Annotated in this window: 16 protein-coding genes and 1 tRNA gene; 8 read left to right on the top strand and 9 right to left on the bottom strand. The window is 64.5% G+C overall.

Features of this window, described 5'->3' with window-relative positions:
* Positions 1-123: 123 nt before the first annotated feature.
* Positions 124-1,029, bottom strand: coding sequence for a hypothetical protein (locus NF876_RS13750; RefSeq protein WP_262269357.1), 906 nt, complete (start codon positions 1,027-1,029; stop codon positions 124-126).
* Positions 1,030-1,170: 141 nt separating this feature from the next.
* Entirely contained in the window at positions 1,171-1,581 is a 411-nt protein-coding gene (locus NF876_RS13745) for a PRC-barrel domain-containing protein (protein WP_262269356.1), read from the bottom strand.
* A 303-nt stretch (positions 1,582-1,884) separates the two neighbouring features.
* Here NF876_RS13745 and NF876_RS13740 point away from each other — a divergent pair, with 303 nt between their 5' ends.
* Both NF876_RS13740 and mepA read left to right on the top strand, forming a co-directional pair.
* The gene (locus NF876_RS13740; protein WP_262269355.1) at positions 1,885-3,045 is read left to right on the top strand and encodes an SDR family oxidoreductase; all 1,161 of its coding nucleotides are present in this window, start codon (positions 1,885-1,887) and stop codon (positions 3,043-3,045) included.
* Positions 3,046-3,151: 106 nt separating this feature from the next.
* On the top strand, positions 3,152-4,063 hold the full coding sequence (gene mepA / locus NF876_RS13735; protein ID WP_262269354.1) for a penicillin-insensitive murein endopeptidase: 912 nt from the start codon (positions 3,152-3,154) through the stop codon (positions 4,061-4,063).
* Between the two features lie 80 nt (positions 4,064-4,143).
* Here the strand turns inward: mepA and msrA are convergent, their stop codons facing one another.
* Positions 4,144-4,803 carry a peptide-methionine (S)-S-oxide reductase MsrA gene (msrA, locus tag NF876_RS13730; RefSeq protein ID WP_262269353.1) on the bottom strand — a complete coding sequence of 220 codons (660 nt, stop codon included), beginning with the start codon at positions 4,801-4,803 and terminating at the stop codon, positions 4,144-4,146.
* Between the two features lie 344 nt (positions 4,804-5,147).
* On the bottom strand, positions 5,148-5,468 hold the full coding sequence (locus NF876_RS13725; RefSeq protein ID WP_173947672.1) for a PetM family of cytochrome b6f complex subunit 7: 321 nt from the start codon (positions 5,466-5,468) through the stop codon (positions 5,148-5,150).
* Positions 5,469-5,678: 210 nt separating this feature from the next.
* On the opposite strand from NF876_RS13725, the gene NF876_RS13720 reads away from it, so the two are divergent.
* Together NF876_RS13720 and NF876_RS13715 are read left to right on the top strand one after the other, a co-directional pair.
* Positions 5,679-5,768, top strand: a tRNA-Ser gene (locus NF876_RS13720).
* 340 nt (positions 5,769-6,108) lie between these two features.
* Positions 6,109-8,205, top strand: coding sequence for an acyltransferase family protein (locus tag NF876_RS13715; protein ID WP_262269352.1), 2,097 nt, complete (start codon positions 6,109-6,111; stop codon positions 8,203-8,205).
* Between the two features lie 189 nt (positions 8,206-8,394).
* Here NF876_RS13715 and NF876_RS13710 read toward each other — a convergent pair whose 3' ends face one another.
* The 4 genes from NF876_RS13710 to NF876_RS13695 all read right to left on the bottom strand — a co-directional run bounded on the left by NF876_RS13710 (position 8,395) and on the right by NF876_RS13695 (position 12,617).
* Positions 8,395-9,660, bottom strand: a complete 1,266-nt coding sequence (locus tag NF876_RS13710; protein ID WP_262269351.1) for an ABC transporter permease — start codon at positions 9,658-9,660, stop codon at positions 8,395-8,397.
* Complete coding sequence (locus NF876_RS13705; protein ID WP_262269350.1) at positions 9,657-10,337, bottom strand: ABC transporter ATP-binding protein; 681 nt, start codon at positions 10,335-10,337, stop codon at positions 9,657-9,659. The genes NF876_RS13710 and NF876_RS13705 overlap by 4 nt, the downstream gene beginning before the upstream one ends.
* Positions 10,338-10,342: 5 nt before the next feature.
* Positions 10,343-10,780, bottom strand: a complete 438-nt coding sequence (locus NF876_RS13700; protein ID WP_373696658.1) for a hypothetical protein — start codon at positions 10,778-10,780, stop codon at positions 10,343-10,345.
* 73 nt (positions 10,781-10,853) lie between these two features.
* Positions 10,854-12,617: an alkaline phosphatase gene (locus NF876_RS13695; protein WP_262269349.1), complete on the bottom strand. Its 1,764-nt coding sequence runs from the start codon at positions 12,615-12,617 to the stop codon at positions 10,854-10,856.
* Between the two features lie 277 nt (positions 12,618-12,894).
* Here NF876_RS13695 and NF876_RS13690 point away from each other — a divergent pair, with 277 nt between their 5' ends.
* The gene (locus tag NF876_RS13690) at positions 12,895-13,125 is read left to right on the top strand and encodes a hypothetical protein (protein ID WP_262269348.1); all 231 of its coding nucleotides are present in this window, start codon (positions 12,895-12,897) and stop codon (positions 13,123-13,125) included.
* Positions 13,126-13,160: 35 nt separating this feature from the next.
* On the opposite strand, the gene NF876_RS13685 is transcribed toward NF876_RS13690, so the two are convergent.
* Positions 13,161-14,684 carry a CYTH and CHAD domain-containing protein gene (locus NF876_RS13685; RefSeq protein ID WP_262269347.1) on the bottom strand — a complete coding sequence of 508 codons (1,524 nt, stop codon included), beginning with the start codon at positions 14,682-14,684 and terminating at the stop codon, positions 13,161-13,163.
* 402 nt (positions 14,685-15,086) lie between these two features.
* On the opposite strand from NF876_RS13685, the gene NF876_RS13680 reads away from it, so the two are divergent.
* The 3 genes from NF876_RS13680 (at position 15,087) to NF876_RS13670 (ending at position 19,074) form a co-directional block, all read left to right on the top strand.
* Positions 15,087-15,839: a cation:proton antiporter domain-containing protein gene (locus tag NF876_RS13680; protein ID WP_262269346.1), complete on the top strand. Its 753-nt coding sequence runs from the start codon at positions 15,087-15,089 to the stop codon at positions 15,837-15,839.
* A 167-nt stretch (positions 15,840-16,006) separates the two neighbouring features.
* Positions 16,007-17,767 (top strand): thiamine pyrophosphate-dependent enzyme, encoded by a 1,761-nt coding sequence (locus NF876_RS13675; RefSeq protein WP_262269345.1) that lies wholly within the window; start codon positions 16,007-16,009, stop codon positions 17,765-17,767.
* Positions 17,768-17,886: 119 nt separating this feature from the next.
* A complete protein-coding gene (locus NF876_RS13670; protein WP_262269344.1) occupies positions 17,887-19,074 on the top strand; it encodes an SMP-30/gluconolactonase/LRE family protein in 1,188 nt (395 codons plus the stop codon).
* Positions 19,075-19,098: the final 24 nt, after the last annotated feature.

Below are 19,098 nucleotides of genomic sequence, written 5' to 3'. Positions count from 1 at the left end.
AGGGGGACTCGAGGCTGCGGAAATGGCTCCTTCGACCCTCTCCAAGTGGATAGGATTCGCGGCGTGTTGTTTAACATCCGTTAAGGCGCCCGAATACTCTGAGACGCGAGACCGTCATCTTTTCTACCCCATTAAGCTATTGATCGCAGAAGCGAATTTTCCTCTCACGACATCGCGCCCCCGACGGCCCAACTGCGTCTGCGCGCCCGAGGAAGCAGCTCTAACTGTCTCATCTTGAACCCGATATTGAGTCTTAGATCTGCAAGTGCAGAGAGCCGTGCCGAGCAAAATATCCACAGAAAAAGTGCACGTTCTACTGTCAACACTTTTCGATAATCGGAACCCGCTTGGTATAACGACGTTGCCTTGCAAGCGTGACGGTTGCACGCGAAGGCCCTTGAAGGAGGCGGCAATGCCGACAGACACTAAGTCAAACCCGCTGACGATGCTGTTCACGGGAGACACCGGTGCGACCAGCACCAAGAAGACCGCGAAGAAGAGCAGCAGCGCACGCCGCAGCTCGACCAGCACCGCCAAGAAGGCTGGAACGAAGAAGACCGCTGCCAAGAAGACGGCTGCGAAGTCGACCTCCCGGTCGGCATCGAAATCGTCGGCCAAGTCCGGCGCGAAGAAGACCACGGCCAAGAAGAGCGCGGCGAAGTCCTCTGCCACGAAGACTCCGGCCCGTTCGTCGGCCAAGTCGGCAGCGAAGAAGTCCACCGCCAAGACCACCGCTAAGACGGCTGCCAAGAAGACCACCGCCAAGAAGACGACCGCGAAGAAGACCTCGGCCAAGTCGGCCGCCAAGAAGTCCGCTTCTCGCTCGTCCTCGGCCCGTTCGGCGACGGCCCGCAAGTCCCCCTCGCGCAGCTCCAGCCGCAGCGCGGTGAAGTCGACTTCGAAGGCCCGCAGCGCGTCCAAGTCGACCCCGAAGCGCGCAGCCGCCGCTTCGAGCCGGACCTCTGCCACGAAGAAGTCCGGCACGGTTGCCAAGCGGTCCTCCGGCTCCCGCTCGTCGAGCGCTCGCAAGAGCCCCTCGAAGTCGCGGAAGCGCTGAGGCCGCCATGCGGCAAGCGCCGGGACGGGCTCATCCCCGTCGCCCGGCGCCTGCGCATAGAAAATCGCCCGGCGAAAGCCGGGCGATTTTGTTTTGGGAGAAGGGCCGGCCGCTTACCGGCCGGTGCTCATCGGATCGCTGGCGCCCCAATAGGGCGTGGCGTTGTAGTAGCGGTGGACGTGCTCTTCCCATTCCCGGTCGTAGGAGGCGTCGTGACCTTCCGCGCTGCGCCGGGGCGCGCCGCGGAGCTGGTCCTCGGAGAGGTTCAGCTCATAGGCATCGAGTTCGGTGTTGTACTTCAGGACGCTCCAGGGGAGCGTGTAATACTCCTCGCCCAACCCCATGAATCCGCCGAAGCTCATCACCGCATAGGCGACCTTGCCGGATCGCTTCTCGATCATCACGCGCTCGATCGTTCCGATCTTCTCGCCGTCCGTGCGGCGCACCGGCGTTCCTTCGACCTTGTCGCTGGCAATCAGGCTGTGGGTTTCGCGAACGTCGCCGCTTTGTGCCGTCGTCTGCATCATTGCGCTCCCTTCATGTGTGAGATCCAAGGCATCGAACCCAAAAGTGGACCCGCTTTTGGGATCCGTCCGATGCTTCATCTTTAAACGGGCGCATCGCTGGGCGCGGAAAGCCGGGGCCACTTTTCCGCACGATGCGCTAGGGCAACGCTCGGGTTGAAATGCAGGTTCCGGTTCGGGCCGGGACCCCAAGGATTTCAAGGCGTTTGAACGATCCTCGCACCAAGCGCTGCCGTAGGAACCCGCTTCCCGACCTCACGTTGACACACGTTTACGAAACTTGAGGATAGGAAGGAGAGTGCCATGGCGGTTCGCCAGAAGCCGGTCGGGGACCAGGTCGTTGTCATCACCGGCGCGTCGAGCGGCATCGGTCTCGCGACGGCCCACCTGTTCGCCGAGCGCGGCGCGAAGGGCCTCGTCCTGGTCGCCCGCAACGAGGACGCGCTGCGCAAGATTGCCGATGAGCTCAGCCATGGGCCGACACGGGCCATTGCCGTGGCGGCGGACGTCAGCAAGCGCGAGGATCTGGACCGGGTGGCGCGCACGGCGACCGAAACCTTCGGCCGGTTCGACACCTGGGTGAACGACGCGGCCGTGGCCCTCTACGGCAATGTCACCGACATCCCCATGGAAGACCAGCGCCAGCTCTTCGACGTGAATTACTGGGGCGTGGTCAACGGCTCAATGATCGCCGCCGACCATCTGCGCCATCAGGGCGGCACCATCATCAACGTGGGCAGCGTCCTGTCCGAGCGGGCCATGATCCTCCAGACCCAGTACTCGGCCTCCAAGCACGCGGTGAAGGCTTTCACGGATGGCCTGAGGATGGAATTGGCGAACCAGGGGGCGCCGGTCGCGGTCACCCTGATCAAGCCCTCCTCGATCGATACGCCCTATGTGGAACATGCGCGCAACTATCTCGACCGGGACAACGCTGTCCCGCCGCCGGCCTACGATCCGCATCTCGTCGCCAAGGCGATCGTGTATGCGGCCGAGCACCACCGGCGCGAGATCACCATCGGGTTCGGCGGCTGGATCATCGGCGCCATGGGCAAGGTCGCGCCTCACCTCGTCGACAAGGCGATGGAATGGACGGGCTACGGGTCGCAGACGACCGATCACCCAGAACGGCCGGCCATGCGCGACAATCTCTATCAGGCCCGTGAGGACGGCGACATGTACTCGTCGCTTCCCGGCGAGCCGCGCAAGACGAGCCTGCTCCTGGAAGCGCAGATCCACCCGTTCGTGACGGCAGCCGTGCTGGCCGGGGTCGCGGCCGGCATCGCGGCCCTGTTCCTGCCTTCCCTGGCGGCGAGCCGGCGTCCGAAACGCGCCAAGCCGCCAGCACCACGCTACCAGCCGACCATGCGCCGCACCGGCAACGGTCATGACAAGCACACCTACGGACCAGGGCACATGACCCAGCGCGGTCCCTACGAGGGCCGCCCGCAGCCGCGGCACTGACGATGCGTGCGGGCCGGATCGGGGATCCGGCCCATTCATTCGAGAGCGACAAGATGGCCGCTTTCCGCACATTCCGAACCCGATGGTTGCAGGCTAGCCTTGCCCCATGATTCCGATTCGCTCTCTCGCCATCGCGCTCGCTCTTCTGGTCGGCGGCTCCGCCGCCGCGCAGGACAAGGGCACCCTCGACCCGAAGCCGCTGCCGCCGCTCGCCGATCCCGGCGATCCGAAGCTCGCCGCGAAGGAGCTCTTCGGGCGGCGCGCCACGCCGGCCGATCTTCGCTCGCGATCGATCGGCAGCTATGCGCGAGGCTGCGTGGCCGGTGCAGCGGCGATCCCGGTCGACGGCGACAACTGGCAGGTCATGCGCCTCTCCCGAAACCGCAACTGGGGCCATCCGCAGATGATCGGCTTCCTGCAGCGGTTCGCCGCCCGGCTTCCAAGCGTGAACGGATGGCCGGGCCTTCTCGTCGGCGACATCTCGCAGCCGCGCGGCGGCCCGATGATCACGGGTCATGCCTCGCACCAGATCGGCCTCGATGCCGACATCTGGCTCACGCCCATGCCCAACCGCCGCCTCTCGCGGGCGGAGCGGGAGGAGATGTCGGCGACGAACGTGGTGCGCGACGATCTTCTCGACATCGATCCGGCCCGATGGACGCCGCAGCACACGGCCCTCATCCGCGCCGCCGCGCAGGAGAGAAGCGTCGCCCGGGTCTTCGTGAATCCGGCCATCAAGAGGGCGCTCTGCCGGGAGGCGGGGGCGGACCGCGCCTGGCTGACCAAGGTGCGGCCGATCTGGGGCCACAACTACCATTTCCACATTCGCCTCGCCTGCCCGGCTGGCGAAGCAGGATGCTCCGATCAGGATCCGCCTCCCGGCGGCGACGGCTGCGGGGCGGAGCTGACCGCCTGGTTCACGCCCCAGATGCTGCATCCCAAACCCGGCAAGCCCCGTCCGCCGCTCACCATGGCGCAGCTGCCGAACGAGTGCCGCGCCGTTCTCGACGCGCCCTGATACGGCCCTGAAGCAGAAAGGCCCGCATCCTTTCGGGATGCGGGCCATTCCAGTCGGTTCTCGAGAAGGGGCAGCCGGGTCTACTCCGCTGCCACGCCGACGCCGATCTGGCAGGACACGCCGGTGCCACCCAGGCCGCAATAGCCGTTCGGGTTCTTGGCCAAGTATTGCTGGTGGTAATCCTCGGCGAAGTAGAACGGCCCTGCGTCGACGATCTCGGTCGTGACCGGCCCATAGCCCTTGGCCGCGAGCGCCTGGCCGTAAGCCGCCTTGGACGCCTCTGCGGCCTGCCTCTGGGCCTCGTCGAACACATAGATCCCGGAGCGGTACTGGGTGCCCACGTCGTTGCCCTGGCGCATGCCCTGGGTCGGATCGTGGTTTTCCCAGAAGGTCTTCAGCAGGGTCTCATAGGAGATCACCTTCGGATCGTAGACCACCAGGACGACCTCGTTGTGCCCAGTGAGGCCCGAGCACACTTCCTCATAGGTCGGGTTCGGCGTGGTGCCGGCCGCATAGCCCGCGGCGGTAATCCAGATGCCGTCCCCCAGCTGCCAGAACTTGCGCTCCGCGCCCCAGAAGCAGCCGAGGCCGAACAGGGCCTTCTCCATCCCGGCGGGATAGGGCGGCTGAAGCGGGCGGTCGTTGATGAAGTGCCGCTCAGCCGTCGGAATCGGGCTGGTCCGGCCGGGCAGAGCCTCGGCGGCGTTCGGCAGGTCGAGTCGTTTGCGGAAGCTGAACATGGGAGGTCCTCGCGTGACCTCGCTCATGTAAGCATTGCCGGCCGCCCGCGGGAGGGGTGGTTCCCTCACCTCCCCGTGAAAGGGGACCCCTTCTTCCTGCGCCGGGAGGCCGGTTCCTGGGGCAAGGATCACTGGGTTCGATCCCACGGATGGGACCTGCTCCTGGGGCGCGGCGCTCTCAAGCGCCGGACGTGTCATCGAACTCACGCCCGATGCTCTAAGCTTTTGTTTGGGCGCATCTTTTTACGCAAAACCGGTTCCCGCTTTTGCGCCCGATGCTCTAAGCTTTTGGTTTGAAGCATCTTTTCACGCAAAATCGGTTCCCGCTTTTCACGTCCGATGCTCTAGCGGCCTGCGAGATATCCGATCGGCTCCAGGGGCTTCTGCCCGAGCCACATGAGCAGCGCGCCGACCAGGAAGCCCGTCACAGAGGCCGGCATCTGCAGGACGTAGGTGGCGATCGGATCCCACAGCCAGGGGTAACCGCGCTGGGCGATGCTGCCCTCAAGCGAAGCCATCCCGCTCGGGAAAAGAGTTCCCCCGACCTTTCCGATCGAAGCGAACGATACAGCATTGTTGACGATCGATCGCGTTCCGTCGATCACCAACCCAATAAATCCCGCTGCGATCAGCAGGAGGCCAAGGCTACGCGCTAGGAACTTCAAGGGAAGATACCTCTATGAACAGAGGGGGAATTATCTAGTGCGTTTTGTCGCAATGGCAAAGGCGATTCCGGCTGATTTGTGACAAGTTCGGACTTGCCTTTTGCCATGATTTGGCGATACACGGGCGCTCCGCAGAGAGAAGCGGAGAACCGGCCGGCCCGCATCGCGCGGATCGCTCGACGGTTCTTGGAGCCGTCCAAGGCTCATGCTGGAGGGGTGGCCGAGTGGTTGAAGGCGCACGCCTGGAAAGTGTGTATACGGGAAACCGTATCGCGGGTTCGAATCCCGCTCCCTCCGCCACTCTCTCCGTATAAGTCGCTGAAGCGACACGGCGAACGCGAAGTCACCGCGAACCTACCCGATCGCAATTCTCACTTCTGCGGCCATCTCGGCGAACGAACCGCTGCGTCGGCTCCCGAGAGCCTGCGGCCCTCGCGCCGTTGACGGGGCCCGCCTTCCGTTCGGCCCCATTGCGCAACGTTTCAGAACTTCAGGCTCTGCGACCGGGAAACGCAACATTGTCATCGCGAGCGTGGTGCGGGCCGCGAGGGCACCTCAGCGGGCTATAGGCAAAGCGCGAGACCACGGATATGACAAACATTACCTAACGGAACCCTACCCACCGAATCCGGGTATGCTCTTGTCTTCACACGTTGCCCCGCGCGCTCAATACTATCCTTATATCGACGGCTTGCGGGCCTTGGCCGTGCTGTCGGTGCTCATCTACCACCTCCATGGACCCTGGCTTCCCGGAGGGTTCGTCGGGGTCGATGTGTTCTTCGTCATCTCCGGCTTCGTTGTCAGCGCGTCCATCGCCAGCTTCAAGGGACAGGGGATCTGGCAATTTCTCGCCTTCTTCTATGCCCGGCGCTTGAGACGCATCGCACCTGCGCTCATCGTTTGTCTGCTGGTCACCGCAATTCTGACAGCATTGTTGATCCCATCCTCTTGGCTCAGCGCCGAAAATCAGAAGACAGGCCTGTACGCCTTCTTCGGACTCAGCAACTTCGTTCTCGCCGCGAGCGGCCGCGATTACTTTGCACCGACAACCGACTTCAATCCCTACACCCACACCTGGTCGCTGGCCGTGGAAGAGCAATTCTATCTGCTGTTTCCGCTTCTGTTTCTGGCCTGGACAAGGGGTGGGCGCGGCCGGACTTGGTCCACCGCCCTCGTCGCCGGCGCCTTGATAGCGTCACTCGGCTGGGGCTGGTGGCAGAGCCGGACCAACCCCCTCGAGGCCTATTTCCTCACGCCGAGCCGCTTCTGGGAATTGGCCGCCGGGGTCCTGCTCTACCAAGGCCTGAGCCGGCTTCCGGAGCCGACAGCATGGTCCGGACCTGCTCGCTTCGTGCGAGGTGCAATCGGCGCATCCTCGCTGTTCGCGGTCCTCGCCGCCTTCGCCATGGCGGTTCCCGCTCGCTTCCCCGTTCCTGGCGTATTGCCGGCAGTCATCGGTACCCTTGGTGTCATCTGGAGCCTTCACCATCATCCTGAATTGAAAGGCCTGCACAGGCTGCTCGGCAGCCGCCCCCTGGTTTTCATCGGCAAGATTTCCTACTCCCTGTATCTCTGGCACTGGCCGGTGTTCGTCCTTTTCCGATGGACGTGCGGGCTGGACGATCTGCCGACGCGCGCCGCGGCGGTTGTGCTCGCGTTCGCCCTCGCCCTGGCCTCCTGGCGCTTCGTGGAGAACCCCGTCCGCTATGGAACTCACCTCGCTCGCCTGCCACACCGTGCGGTGATCGCCGGCAGCCTGTTGCTCGTCGCCCTTGCGGGCTGGGGGGCGGACGTCATCGCCGACAATCAGCATCGGCTCTCACTCAGCACCGTCAGCCGGAACCCGGACGTCTGGTACCCGAACGTCGCTCCCGCCGACGCGGAGGATCCCGGCTGCAATGCTGAACCCGAACGCCACACGGTCGCGGGCGGCCGGATGTTCGTTTACAGTCCGAAGGGCTGCGTTCGATCGGGACCGGTCAGTCCATCCAGCATCTACGTTATCGGCGACTCCCACGCCATGGCTTATGAAGGGCTGCTGAAACAATACGCCGTTCACAGGGCGACACGGATCTACGCCTACACCAATGGCGGCTGCCCATTCATCAGCCTGCAGCCTTGGCGCGACCTCGACGACGCGCGGTGCCGACACTACACGGACACGGCGCTCGGCGACCTGCGCGCCCGCCTGAAGCCCGGAGACGTCCTGTTCCTACCGTCCCTGCGGCTGCCGCGTTTCTCCGACCAGTGGATCTATTTCGGGGAGGAGCAGGCGGAGAGACAAATGTTTGGCTCACGTGCCGACGCAGGACGCCAGCGCAGCGTCGCATTTGCTGTCGCAACTCTGCGAGACATTGCCCAACGCGGTGTTCACATCGTCTTTGAAGGGCCTAAGCCGATATTCAAAGCGCCACCATTCCGCTGCGCTGACTGGTTCAACCGCGGCAATCCGATCTGCGCCCCCGGATTTTCCGTGCCGCGAAGCCTCCTCGACGCTTTCCGCCGACCGGTGCTCCAGTCGCTGACGAGTATTGGCGAGCAGGTTCCCGGTGTCGGCGTCTGGGATCCGTATCCAATACTTTGTCCGGATGACGAGTGCCACGCTTGGCGCGATGGTCAGCCCCTGTTTCTCGACGGCGACCATATCAGCGGCATGGGCAATCAGCTTCTGCTTCCGTCATTCACCGAGGTCATGGACACGCGCCTCGGCATGCCCAGGAGAGCCGCGGCACGCTAAAGCATCGGACGTGTGATCGAACTCACGCCCGATGCTTTAGGCTTTTGTTGCGGAGCATGTTTCCCGGTCGGCGCACGTGGCGGCTGGTCTCTCGGACTCGGCCGTCTCGCCGGCTCAGCTTCGATCAGTGACCATTCGCCCGTTCGCACTCGCCGACAGGTGGCGGCGGCCAAGCAGGAGCGCCCCGGGTCACGACCGGAGCGCGATCGCCGTAGGTTGGCGATAGGCCATAATCGCCGGAACGACAGCAATGATCGCCGCGACGGCCAGAAGGCCAAGGGCGAGCCTGCCGTCCTCCCAGGTCAGCACCACGGGGCTGACGATCCCGCTGGCGTCGGACACCCATGAAGCGAAGATTTTCGCCCCACCCCACCCCAGGGCGACGCCGATCGCGACACCGCTCACCACCAGCGCCAGGATCTCGAACCATACCAGCCCGAAGAGGGCTGCCCGGGGTGCTCCCAGAGCCCGGAGTACGGCGAGTTGGCGGCGCCGCTGCGCCAGATGAACCACGGAGACCAGGATCACGGCGGCAGCCACGAGGCCCTGAGTCGCAAAGGCGATTGCCGCGAGGACCGTCCGGACGTCCCCGAGCGTCGAGAACAATCGGGTCAGAACCTCCGCGGGGAAGACGCCGAGGGTCTGGTCCCTTCGGTACTCGTTCCGAAGGCGATAGGCATCAGCGATGGTCCTCGCCTTCACGATGATGGCGGGCACGCCCTGCGGATTGGTCCAAGGCGGCCCGATCCTCTCCGTCATCTCGGCAGGCCCGCGCTCTGCCTCATAGGCCTCCCCGGTGCGGTCGTGAGCCGCATGGCCGTGCTCGTCGGCGTCGTGCCCGTCCCCCATGTGGTGGATGCGCCAGACACCCTCGATCGGCACCAGGATGGCGCGATCCCAGGGCGTCCCCGTCTCGCCCATCCGTCCGACGACCTGATATTTCAGTTCGGTATGCGTATGCCCGCCCTCCCCGGCCGTTCCGTGCAGCGGCTTCACCTCGTCGCCGAGAGCCAGATCCACCTTCGCGCCGATGACCGCCTCGGCGACGGTTTCGAAGACGCGTCCCTCCGACAATTCCACCCGGCCATCATCCGTGACGAACGCCGCGATGGTGCCGACCACGGGCAGGCCGTTGAACGAATCCCCGAAGCCGACGGGAGCAGCCATTGCCACGCGCGGATCGTCCGCAAGCTTCGCGAGCGCGGATCCGGGCAGCAGCGTCAAGGGTGACGGCTGCAGGAACACGGACGACAGGACAAGCTGCGTCTCGCTGCCGGCCGCCCCGATCACGAGATCGAAGCGTTCCGCCGCCTGCGCGCTGCCGAGCCGCAGGGCGCGCTCCTGGAGGTTGACCGCGACGCCCAGCGCCGTCGCCCCGGCGATCAGCAGGATGATCACCAGGGACCCGACCCAGTGCCGACGCAGGTCCACGAGAACGAATTTCAGCGGGATCATGTCGGTGCCGTCCTGGAACCGACGATCCGTCCGCGCTGGAGGCTCACGACCCGATGCATTGCCCGGGCCAGGGTCTGATCATGGGTCACGACGATCAGCGTCGCGGCGGACGAGGTCGAGAGCCCGATCAGCAAATCCGTAATGCGCTTGGCACTCGTGTCATCGAGGCTCGCCGTGGGCTCGTCAGCGACGATGATGGCGGGCTGCGCCTGCAGCGCCCGCGCAACGGCCACGCGCTGCATCTCGCCACGGGACATGGTCTCAACCTTCTGGTCGTGCCGGTTCAAGCCGACCTGCTCGAGCAGGTGACGGGCGCGTTCGCGCGCATCGTTCCCGAGGCGCGGAACCCGCAATTGCCGCGGCAGGAGCACGTTGTCCAGAGCGCTGAGGCCCGGAAACAGATTGAAGTCCTGCATGATGATGCCCACCTGCTTCGCCCGCCACGTGTCGCGCTTGGCCTCGGACAGGCGCGCGATATCGATGCCGTCCCAGAGAACCGCCCCGGAGACGGGCCGCTCAAGTCCGGTCAGGATGTTGAGCAAGGTCGTCTTGCCCGCGCCCGATGGCCCCGTGACGGCCAAGTGCTCGCCCGTAGCGATAGCAAGGTCCGGCACATCGATCACGGGTTCGGGCAAGCCCCGGACGCGGACAGACACATCACGAAGAAGGGCACTCACTGCGGTCACACTGTCTGAAAGTGAGCATGGGTCAGCCGCAGCAGGCTGACGAACCCGGTCTCCGGGTCCGTCCACGAGCCATGCTCGAGGAGGCCATCGACCGTGATCGTCGCGTTCGACTGAACGAAGGTCTGCTTCTCCTCGAGATAGACGACCACGATGTCGCTCGGCCAGTCGGCGTCGGACGAACAGAAGGGACACAGCGCCATCGGCATCTTCGTCAGGACGAAGAAGGCGGCTTCCGCCTTTAGAGGTGGCGCCATGAACCCCTTCATGAGCACGCGCCTGCCGCTCAGTTGCTTGACCCGGTCGGAGACGGTCATGCCCAGGACGCCGACCGAACCGTAAAGTTGTTCGAATGTCAGTTCCGGCGACCCGGCCTTCGCTCCCGGCGACAGGAGAGCGGCCCCTATCCCGATCGTGAGAAAACGGCGTGTCATCATGGCATGTCCAAATCAGCAGGATCAACAACCGAGCGGGATCGGGGCGGCAGGATCGCCGCCCCGATCCGGACTCTCACTTCTGCGCCTTTTGCTGGACCGGCGTCCGGCCCAGGGCGAGCGCATCGGCCATCACGCGAAACACGTCCGTGTTCTCCATGTAGCCGTGGAGCATCTCCGCGCCGGGTCCCTGTGCCTGAAGGACGACGTCGTCGACCGCGTGAACGCCCGTATCCGCGTCCTTGGGCAGATTTCCGACACGGAGCACGGCTCCCGGCACGTTCTTGTAGGCCTCGTTCGCCACGTACTGCTTCTTCTCGTTCTGAACGGCCGGCACGAACGGGTCGTCCAGCTTCGGGCGGAACGTCTCGTAATAGTCCGGGAAGTTGTTGGCGAACATCGCCAACCGACGGGAGACGTCCACACGGTCCGGATAGCCGTCCTTGTCGGCATCGGTGTAGTTCGGGAAGCCGGCCTCGGCATAGGTGCCGACTTTCTCGCGCATCTCGTCGCCGGGCTTGTCGTCGTTGATCGCGCCGATGATCGAGGTGCCGTGGGTGTGGTCGCCCGTCACGATGATGAGGGTGTCGGGATTCGACTTGGCGAACGCCTGCGCAACCGCGACTGCCTTGTCGAACTCGATCGTGTCGACGAGCGCGCGCTCCCAATCGAGCGGGTGGGACATCTTGTCGATCGATGCTCCTTCGACCATCAGGAAGAAGCCCTCCGGGTTCTTCGAGAGAACCGACAGAGCGGCCTGCATCATCTCGACCGTGCCGAGCTGGTTCGGGAACTTGCCCACCGTGCCCTTCTTGAGGAACTTGCGATCCAGGGTCACGTCCATGTTGCCGGGATGGAAGAGCCCAAGGAGCTTGCCGGCGTTGGACTCGCGGGCTGCCTTGGTCATTTCCTCCTCGGTCGTGGCCACGGCATAGCCGGCGTCCCTGAACTTCGCGATGTAATCGATGTCATCCTTGCGCTTGGAGCCAGGGGTGGACTTCGGCAGGAAGTAGGCCGACCCTCCCCCGAGGATGACCTCGGGCTTCACATTGAAGATATCGGCCATCAACTCGGCCTTGTCGGCGCGGCGGCGGGTATGGCCAACCACGGCAGCGGGGGTTGCATCCTGCAGCTCGGCGCCCGACACGATGCCCACGGACATTGTGGTGTTGCGCCGGATGATTTCCGCAATCGTCTCCTGCTTGGGATGCTCGAGCGAGCTCTTCGCGCGGCTCGCATACACGCCGAGCGCGTTCACCGCAGACTTATGGCCCGTCATGTAGGAGCTCATGGTGTTGGCGCTGTCGGCCGCGATCGAGTCCGTCGACGAGGTGCCGATGAAGGCCATCGCCGGCAGGTCATCCATGGCAAGACGGCCGTTGGCCTTGCCTTCGGTGTTGCCCTTGGACATGATGCGGGCGCCGGTGCGGTGGGCCACGGAGAGGCCGTCACCCAGCAGGAAGATGACGTTCTTCGCGCGCCTCTCGGCGGGTGTCCCGAAGATGGACCAATTGACCTTCTTGCTCACGTCCCCAGCGGAGACCTCGACAACATAATCGCCCGGCTTGGCGACGGCAGCGTCGCGGATGATCAGCGACGAGACGTCGGCGCCATCCTCCTTCTCGATGTAGGTGAAGGACGAGCCGAGCATTTTCTCGGCATCCTCGCCGTTGATCGTGACCTTGATGTCCTTCTGAGGCAGGACCTTCGGGAGTTCGACCTTGAAGTCGAACTTCGCACCGGAGAGGATCGTCGCCCGGTCGATCGGGTACACGGCCTGGGCGTGGGCGATGCCCGGAACGGCCACGGCAGCCAGCAATGCCAATAATGTGTGCTTCATCGGGAGCCCTCGCGCCTGATTGCGGAAGATGGAAACAATTGCTTCACGCTGCTGCATCTCACCTTGCCAAAGGGCAGCGGCGTCGCTTCGCGGCATAAGGCGATCACATGTCAGCCAGATGACAGGGCGGTTGAAGAGCCCTCGCGAAAGCCCCTGCGCCGCGACCTGGCACACCTCTCCACGATGAACGGCCGGGAATCTGGTGCCGGGGACCGACGGGTTACCGGGATGTCATAGGCTTATGGATAGATGCCGCTCGCTTTCGGGGGATCGGATCGTGCACAAGCCCGTTCAGAAAGCCCTTCTGCGCCACCTCCGCGAACAAGGAGAGCCAACGGGCGCACTCCTGATCACCGTCCGTGATGGGCAGCCGCAGGTGACGGGTCTCATCCATGAGGCCGATCAGGCCGCCGAGGCCGTGATCACGGCCGTGATAGCCGCCATCCATGAACCGGACGCTGCCGCGGGGAACGAGGACTCGATAGGCCCCTGTGCCGGACGAGCGTGACAGGTGTCGCAACCGATCGGTCCGTCGAAGGATTGTCAGGATCGCCAGTAGGGTTCGAGCGACGCGAGCTTCTGATAATGTTCCGTCGCATCGGTCAGGAGGCTGTCCACCCGAGTCATCTGCTCCCAATGGATGACGTCGGCCATGGGAGACGCGTCCATATGGCCCCCCACGGCGATATCGTTGAGCTCTCCCAATGTCTCCTGGAGCGCCTCGAGGGCGCTCAAGGCCTTCCGCTTCCTCTTCTTCGCGCCGCCGCCTTTGAACAGGCTGTCGAAGAACTCGGTTGCATACCGAAGCTTCTTGATTTCGATTCGCACCTGATGGCGCTCGTCGGGGTCCAGTTCGACAAGGTGCCTGCCGCGCTTGATGATCTTTTTCCACCGTCGTCCGAGTTCCTCGTCGGCCAGCATCGCGACAGGCTGGTCTCGAAGCTTGCGGGCGGCCTTGCCACTGCCCTCGCGCCATTCCCCGGCCTCGATCCAGGCGGCCGTCTTCAGGACACCTGTGATGAAGCGAGGCGATGAGACCGCCTCCTGGGCGACCTCGTAGGCGCGGTCACGCCGCTTCTGGTACTCAGCGAGAAGGCTCTGGTAGCTCGGGTCCGTGCCGTACCGATCCCGTGCGGGCTCGAGGACCGTGGCGATGTAGACGTCGAGGTCGCGTGCTTCACCCAGCACATTGGCCATCCATTTGAGCTCGGCCCGGATCGGATCCCGCCGCACATCCTCGACGACGGCCTTGAACAGGGTCATGGCGGCCCGGAGCCGCCGCAATGCGACCCGCATCTGATGGACGGCGTCGGCCTCCGGCACACGCCGGACGATCGCCTCGTTGGCCATCAGATGCTGGAGGCAGGACACAGCGATGACTTGGAAGGCCGCGGCGCTCGTCATCTTGCGCTTGAGGACCACAGGGGCCGCCTTGATCCGTGTCGGCTGCTCGCCCGAGGCCGCCTCGTAGCCACGCTCGGCCTTGGTCTTGAAGCTCAAGCGCAGAGGCGCCGCCGTCGAGAGCGACAGAGCGAGCTGGAACAGCTCGGCCGCTGTCCCATCCTTGAGTTCAAGCTCCAGTTCCCCGAAGTACGTCGTCCGTTCGCTTCCCTGTATCGTGCTGCTGTCGGCAGCAACCTCAATCACGCTATCCGCATACGCAATGTCGCGGAGCTTCCGTTCCGTGGTCACATGGAAGACCGGTGCGATCCTGTCGCTGTGCTCAAGGAACGGTTCGAGGGCAGTGTCTTTCGCGAGGGCGTAGTCGGGGCTGTCGCTCTCGACGTCGTGTTCCCACTCGCTCCGAGCCACGGCGACGCTGCTCGGCCGCCGAGCGGCCTTGATGGTCTGGATGCGCTGCTCTCCATCGCGTCTGACCCTGAGCGAGATCCCAGCCTGCCTCAGAGCATGATCCGGCGTATCGAAATAGGTCGAGTGGAGGGTCTGCGATCTGGCGCCGTGAGACTTTTCGGCGAGGAGCGGATGAGCCAGCACCGTCTCAAGCTCAGAAGGCGCAACCTCCAGCTTCAACTCGATTTCCTGGGGAGGGCTCGGTCTGGATCGCATGGGTCATCTCAGGATCTATCACTGAGGTTCGGAACGTCAAGCTATCTGAGCGGTTCCACGACGAGCGGGACCTAGGGAGAGCCGCCGAGCCATGGTCCGGCAGAGAGCCATTCATCCCACACGCATATCCTCCCGGCGGTTCGGAGCCCTGCCGTTCATATGGAGCGATGACGGCTCTCTCACCGTGATGCTCGTGACGACACGCGGACGCAAGATCCGGATGTTTCCCAAAGGCCCGCCGATCCCGGCGCTCGAGCCGAGGGACAGAGCGTCATCGCGAACACCAAGCCGCGGGCATCGTCTCCGCTCGACCCAAGGACACGCTTCCTCTCCGGACGAAAGGGACAAGGGGACGGGTTTTCGCGTTGTTCCGACTGTCACTGCCTGAATGTCCGGTGCCCTATGGAGTTCTTCGAGGTCCTGCTCGGCCTGCTCGCCGCCTGCGTGGCCCTCGCTCTCGTGGCACGCCGGCTCAAGGTCCCGCTCGCGGCGGTTCTCGTGCTCGGCGGGATGATGCTGGCGCTCATCCCGAGCTTGCCCGCCGTCGATCTCGATCCGCAGCTCGCCCTGGTGGTGTTTCTGCCGCCCTGGAGCCATGCCGTCACGCTCCCCTGGGCGGGCATGCGAGGCGTCGTCAGTCTGGCGGCGGCCCTCGCACTGCCGTCCGAGTTCCCGAACCGGGACATCATCCTGTTCCTGGCATTCTGCGCCATTCTCGCCACTCTGGTTCTGCAAGGAACCGCTCTCGGCCCTCTCATTCGCCTCATGGGCTTGGACAGGACCGAGGGTGAACCCCTCAACCCAACCGTGACCCCGGATGCGATCGACGCCCGCAGCGAGGCCACCGTGGCGGCGATGACGGCCGTGAAGGACGAGGCCGATTACACGCATGGAGAGGAAGCCGCGGTGGCCAGCGACCTGCTGCGCCGCTTGAAGCAAGGGGCGGACCAGGCCGATCGCATGCAGGCGGACATGGAGACCGGGTCACAACGGCTCGAGACCCAGCTGCGCCTGCGGCTGATCGCGGTCGAAGCGGCCCGCGCCAAGCTTCTCGCCGATCGCACGCACGACCTCTACACGGACGCCATGAGCACATTCGTTGCGGAGCTCGATCTGGAAGAGCAGCGGATCAGAACGGCCCTTGGCGAGGCGTGATGAACATTGTCGAGCGCCTCTGTTCCGGCAGGGTGCTCCCATTGTTCAAGATCCGGAACAACGCAGGCGCCCATGAGTTCAGCTGACGTGGCGCATCCTGGCAGACGACCCTTCCACGTCACCCTTCACGAACAAGCCGACACGCCACGTTCAGCACGGAGTTGACCATGTCCCGCAACGGAGCCGATGTTCTGGTCGAGAGCTTGATTGCCTGGGGCGTCAACGTGGTGTTCGGGATGCCGGGAGACGGCATCAACGGGGTGATGGAATCGATCCGGACCCGGTCCGATCGCATCCGCTTCATTCAGGTCAGGCATGAGGAATCCGCCGCCTTCATGGCCTGTGCCTATGCCAAGTTGACAGGCAAGCTCGGCTGCTGCCTCGCCACGACGGGCCCTGGCGGCATTCACCTGCTCAACGGCCTCTACGATGCCAAGTTCGACCGGGCGCCCGTCCTGGCGATCACGGGATTGCCCTATCACGATCTCATCGACACCTTCACGCAGCAGGATGTCGATCATACGAAGCTGTTTCAGGATGTCGCTCTCTACACGGCCCGGATCATGAGCCCCATGCAGGTGGAGAGCACGATCGAGCTCGCCTGCCGCATGGCGCTTGCTCACCGGGGTGTCGCGCATGTGGCGATTCCCGTGGACGTGCAGGAGGAGCCGGAGGCCGAGACGAAGCCCTCGGATCGCAACGTTCCACACCATGCGTCCTTCGCGCAGACGCAATCGATCGGAATTCCCGCACCGGACGCCGTCGCCCGTGCGGCGGAGATTCTGAACGCGGGGCGAAGGATCGCGATCCTGGCGGGACAAGGAGCTTATCACGCGCGGGACGAACTGATCCGCACGGCGGAGCTCCTCGGTGCTCCCATCGTCAAGGCGCTGCTCGGCAAGGCCGTGGTGCCCGACGATCATCCGCTGACGACGGGCGGCATCGGACTTCTGGGCACGAGGCCGTCTCAGGAGGCCTTCGAGCAGTGCGACACGCTCCTCATCGTCGGTTCGACCTTTCCCTACATGGAATACTACCCCAAGCCTGAGCAGGCCCGCGGCGTACAGGTCGACCGGGACCCGACCCGCATCGGCCTTCGCTTTCCGGTCGAGGTCGGGCTCGTCGGCGACGCGCGCGCCACTCTCGAGATGCTCAATGCGAAGCTCGCCCGCAAGGATGATCGCAGCTTCCTGGAACAGGCCCAGCAGGGCATGGCCGAGTGGCGACGTCTCCTTCACGATGCGGTCGAGAAGAACGAGCCGCCGATGAAGCCCGGCCGCGTCGCCCGCGACCTGAACGAACGTCTCGCCGACGACGCCATCGTCACGTGGGATTCGGGCCACAACACCGGTCTTCTCGCCCGCTACGTCGAGGCGCGCGCCGACCAGATGTTCATAGGCTCCGGTCTCCTGGCCTCCATGGGCTGCGGGATTCCCTACGCGGTCGCGGCCGCGCTGGCGTTTCCGGGCCGACAGGTGGTGGCTTTCGTGGGCGATGGCGGCTTGAGCATGCTGCTCGGCGAGCTCGCGACCGTGGTCCGCTACGGACTTCCGATCAAGATCGTGGTGGTGAAGAACAACACTCTCGGCCAGATCAAATGGGAGCAGATGATGTTCCTCGGGAATCCCGAATACGAATGCGACCTCACACCGATCGACTTCGTGAAGGTCGCCGAGGGCTTCGGCATTCGCGGCTTCCGCATCGAGGATCCGGCGCAGTCGGGCTCAATTCTCGATCAGGCGCTCGCCGAGCGCGGTCCGGCGCTGGTGGAGGCGGTCGTCGATCCCAATGATCCGCTCCTGCCGCCCAAGCGCATGGAGAAATATGCAAAGAACCTGGACAAGGCTCTGCAGAGCGGAACGCCGGGCCGCGATGAAATCAAGCGGGCCCTGGAGGAAGAACCGGCTCGCACGATGCTCCGAGGCTGAACTCGCCGCACGGCATAGGACGCGCGGCTTGATGTGGAACGACGAGAGCCCCGCCCGGTTGACGGGCCATGGGAGATGTGCGCGGCACCTCCCCTCCACGACAGTGCACAGGAGGTCTCATGCGCTACGCTCCACACCCCGCGACGCTTCTGCTCGGAATCGCTCTCGCATCATCGACGAGTCTCGGTTCTGCGATGGCTCAGCAATCGCCAGCGCAGCAGCCCTTCGAACAGGTTGCGACCTTCGACCATCAGGTCACGGGCGTGGCCGTTTCGCAGGACGGACGGATCTTCGTGAATTTTCCGCGCTGGACCGAGGATTCTCCTGTCTCGGTGGCCGAGGTGATGAAGGACGGTTCTCTCAAGCCGTATCCGGATCAAGCCTGGAACGAATGGCGCAATGCCAGGAAGGACGAGATGGCGCCGCAGGACCATTGGGTCTGCGTGCAGAGCGTGGTGGCCGACAGCCAGGGCAACCTTTGGGTGCTCGATCCTGCCGCCCCGGCGCAGGACAAGGTGGTCGCGGGGGGTCCGAAGCTCGTGAAGATCGACCTGAAGACGAACCAGCCGAGTCAGACCATCTCGTTCACCGAGGAGGTCGCGCCGCAAGGATCCTATCTCAACGACGTGCGCTTCTCTCCCGACGGGCGTCACGCCTATCTCACGGATTCCGGTGTGAAGGGCGCTCTCATCGTTGTCGATCTGCAGAGCGGCAAGGCCCGTCGCGTGCTCGACGGCCATCCCAGCACTCAGGTCGAGAAGGACGTGCAGGTGAAGGCGGATGGTCAAGTGCTGCGCCGTCCCGATGGGCGTGGCGTCGAGTTCGCCGCCGATGGCATCGCCCTGACCCCGGACGGGCGGCATCTTTACTGGCAGGCGATCAAGGGCAAGACGCTCTACCGCATTGCGACCGACACTCTGGAGAATGCCCAAGCCTCCGACCGCGATGTTGCCGCCAAGGTCGAGACCATAGGCGAGAATGGTGTCGCGGACGGCCTGCTCATCACGCGCCGCGGGGACCGGATGATCGTCACGGCACCGGAAGACGATGCCCTGAAGGTGCGGGTTCTGAGCGGCGCTCAGGGCAGCCGCCCGACGATCCTGGTCCAGGACAAGCAGCTCCGCTGGCCGGACAGCCTCGCCGAAGGGCCGGACGGCACGCTCTACTTCACGACCTCGCGCATCCAGGACTCGGCCACCTACAAGCCCGATGCCCCCAAAAGCCTGCCGACCCAGCTCTGGCGCATGAAGCTCGACAGCGCCGAAGCGACTGGTTCCCTCACCTCTCCGGCGCAGCCGCAGCAGTAGCGCCCGTTTCGCAAGGACCACGAC

This window comes from Microvirga yunnanensis, assembly GCF_025460875.1.
Note: the sequence above shows the minus strand (reverse complement) of the source record. Positions and strands in the feature narration are given on the sequence as shown.